At 69.6% G+C, this 2818-nt stretch carries 3 protein-coding genes; all 3 read left to right on the top strand.

Annotation, left to right across the window (positions count from 1 at the left end; all coding sequences use genetic code 11):
* The first annotated feature begins 17 nt into the window (after positions 1-17).
* Positions 18-1298 carry a hypothetical protein gene (locus VAE46_RS09975; protein WP_322796786.1) on the top strand — a complete coding sequence of 427 codons (1281 nt, stop codon included), beginning with the start codon at positions 18-20 and terminating at the stop codon, positions 1296-1298.
* Between the two features lie 68 nt (positions 1299-1366).
* Positions 1367-2323 (top strand): CRISPR-associated endonuclease Cas1, encoded by a 957-nt coding sequence (gene cas1 / locus VAE46_RS09970; RefSeq protein WP_322796785.1) that lies wholly within the window; start codon positions 1367-1369, stop codon positions 2321-2323.
* 4 nt (positions 2324-2327) lie between these two features.
* A complete protein-coding gene (gene cas2 / locus VAE46_RS13565; RefSeq protein ID WP_416223962.1) occupies positions 2328-2696 on the top strand; it encodes a CRISPR-associated endonuclease Cas2 in 369 nt (122 codons plus the stop codon).
* The last annotated feature ends 122 nt before the right edge of the window (positions 2697-2818 follow it).

Raw genomic sequence — 2818 nt, 5'->3', positions numbered from 1 at the left:
GTCGCCACAATCAGCGCATGTCGCGTGTCCTCCTCGCAACAATTGGCCGGCGCGACCCCTTCGATGGGGGAGAGCCTACCGGTCCCCTGCGGGCAGCCCGACACTGGCGCCCCGACGCCATCATCCTCCTCTCGACGAGGGGCGTCGCCGAGCAGACCGAAGCGACCCGCACGGCGCTTTCGGCCGAGTTTCCCTCAGCCGATCTCGTGGTGGAGGTGCTCGAAGACCTCAAACCCAACATCCCGGACGCAGTCGTTGATATCGGCGCGCTGCTGCAGGCTGGCCGGGCGCTCGTCTTCCGCCACCGGCGCCTGCTCGACCCCGCCTCGAACGAGGTCGCGGTGTGCTTCACCTCGGGCACGCCCCAGGAGGGCATCGCCATGACGCTGGTCACCCGCTCGCTTCTGCCCGGGGCCCACCACTTCCAGGCCCTGGCACCGAGAGACAGCAGCGACCCCGCGCGCCTGCTGCGGGAGTTCGACCCCGACGTGCTGGTCCACCTGGAGGCGCGGGACCGCGTCTTCGCCGCGCTGGCCCGGGGCGATGCTCGCGGCGCGGCAGCGGCGGCTGAACCGATCGTCGGCCTGCATGGCCCGCCATGGAATGCCGTGGCCCTGGGCATCACCCTGGCCCTCGCCCGGGCCCTGCGCGCCGCGGAGGACTTCCGCCGGCAGGAGCTGACAACCCCGTTTGCGTGGGTGGCCCAGGGCAAAAAGCTCGGCGAGGAGCTGCAGCAGCGGCTCGCCGACTACCGCCAGTGGTTCGAACGCTGTCAATCGGACGACCTGGCCTGGGGCGCGGAACTGGCGGCTTCCGCCATCCGCGTCGGCGCTGTTTCGGGTCCCACGATGGGCGTCATCGCGGCCGCGATCGCCAGCGAGGTGCTGATCGCCGCCCGCCTGAGGCAGCTCGGTCACGACCCGGAAAGGCTGCGGCGCAGCCAGCTGGACGGCGTGCCGCCAGAGGTGCTCGAGCAGCCCGTTGACGAGCTTCGGGAACTCGCGCCGGGTCTGTACCGGCTCGAGGGCGCGCAGCGGCGCAGCAGGCTGCTCGCACACCTGGACCGGCGCTATCGCGATGCCTTCGATAGCGGGGTCGAGGATGCGCGCGAGAAGGTGGCCCGCGCCCGGAACCAGGCGGTCCACCAGGGCCAACCCGCCAGCGAGGGCGAGCTGAAGTCGGCGCTCGCCATGCTGGACCTGCTGGCGGACGCCGTCGGCGCGCCAATCCCGTCAAAGCTTCTCACCACGCCCCCGCAGCTGGAGCGGTTCGTCTCGCTTCTCCGCTCGCTGCGCTAGCTCCCCGTCCCTTCCTGTGTCGCGCACCTGTCGCAGCCGAATTTAGGGAAAGAGGGAGGCGCACGGCCATGCGTACGGTGCATGTCACGGCCCAGGGCGCTAACCTGCGTCTATCGGGCGAGTGCCTCGAGGTCTGGCTCGAGCGCGAACGTCTCGCAGTCGTTCCCGTCAACGTCCTTGAGACAATCGTGGTCCACGGGAGCGCGCTGCTCACGCCGGCAGCGATGAACCGGGTGCTGAGCGGCGCCATCGCGTGCGTCTTCCTGACGCAGGATGGGAGGCTCAAGGGGCGCCTGGAACCTTTCGGTCACCCGGCAGCCCGGCTTCGCGCCCGCCAGGCACTGGTCCACGCCACGCCCGCAGCGCGGCTGGTCATCGCCCGGCGGGTGGTGCTGAACCGCCTTCACTCGCAGCTGCGGGTGCTGCGCGCCTGGCGATGCCCCCAGCAGCAGGACCTCCCGGCGCTGCTCGCGAGGGTTCGAACGGCAGCATCGCTCGATGAGCTCCGCGGCATCGAAGGATGGGCCACGCGGCAGTACTTCGCCGCTGTCCGCGAGCGGTTTGGGGTGGAGCGCTGGCAGCGGCACCGCCGGCCCCCGCGCGATCCCCTCAACGCGCTCCTCAGCTACGGCTATGCGCTCCTCCTCCGACCAGCGTGGTCGGCAATCGCGACCATCGGGCTCGACCCGTATCTCGGCATGCTGCACGAGCCCAGCCGGGGCCAGCCCGCAGCTGTGCTCGACCTCATCGAGGAGTTTCGCGCTCCCCTGGTGGATTTCCTGGTGTTCCCGCTCTTCGCACGGCTGCGCCAGCAAGACGACTGGTGGGAGCCCCACGGCGAGGGCGTGCGGCTGACGTGGGACGTGCGCAAGCGGCTCATCGAACAGTTCGAGGCGCGCCTGCTGCGGCGAACCCGCTACAGGCCCAGCGGCAGACGCGAAACGGTCGCGAGGGTGTTCGAACTGCGGGCGCGGGACCTCGCGCGGGCGATCCAGGGCCAGGGAGCGCTCAAGCCAGCCTGGTGATGCCGTGGAAGAGGCCTGGTACGCGGTGGTGTATGACATTCCCGATGACGGGCGGCGCGCCCGAGTTGCGACGTGGCTAGAAGGCTGGGGCAGGCGGGTGCAGCGGAGCGTATTTGAACTGGAGCTTACTGCCCGCGAATATGCCCGTATGCGGAAGGGACTGTTGGAGCGCGTCGACAGGGAGGAGGATGACGTGCGAGTTTACCACCTGGGGCGGAGGGGGCATCAATTGATCGAGGCGATTGCGGGAGCCCCGGCGCAGCCTGCGCCGCGCTGGGCGATCATCGGGGATGACCCGTTGCAGCGCAGCGAGGCAGGGGCTACACTGCCGCCATCGCTCGCCACTAGCATGCCTCGGGCGAAAAGTCAATAGCCTTTCACCCACCAAATCCCCGCGAGGGGACTGAAACCCGCCGGAAAGCCATGCTTCGTGCAGGCTTTCGGCTTCTGCGCGGACTTTCACCCACCAAATCCCCGCGAGGGGACTGAAACCAG

It is taken from the genome of Tepidiforma sp. (assembly GCF_034433535.1).
Taxonomy (GTDB): Bacteria; Chloroflexota; Dehalococcoidia; order Tepidiformales; family Tepidiformaceae; genus Tepidiforma.
The sequence above is the reverse complement of the archived record's forward strand: the minus strand, read 5'-3'. Positions and strand labels throughout refer to the sequence as shown.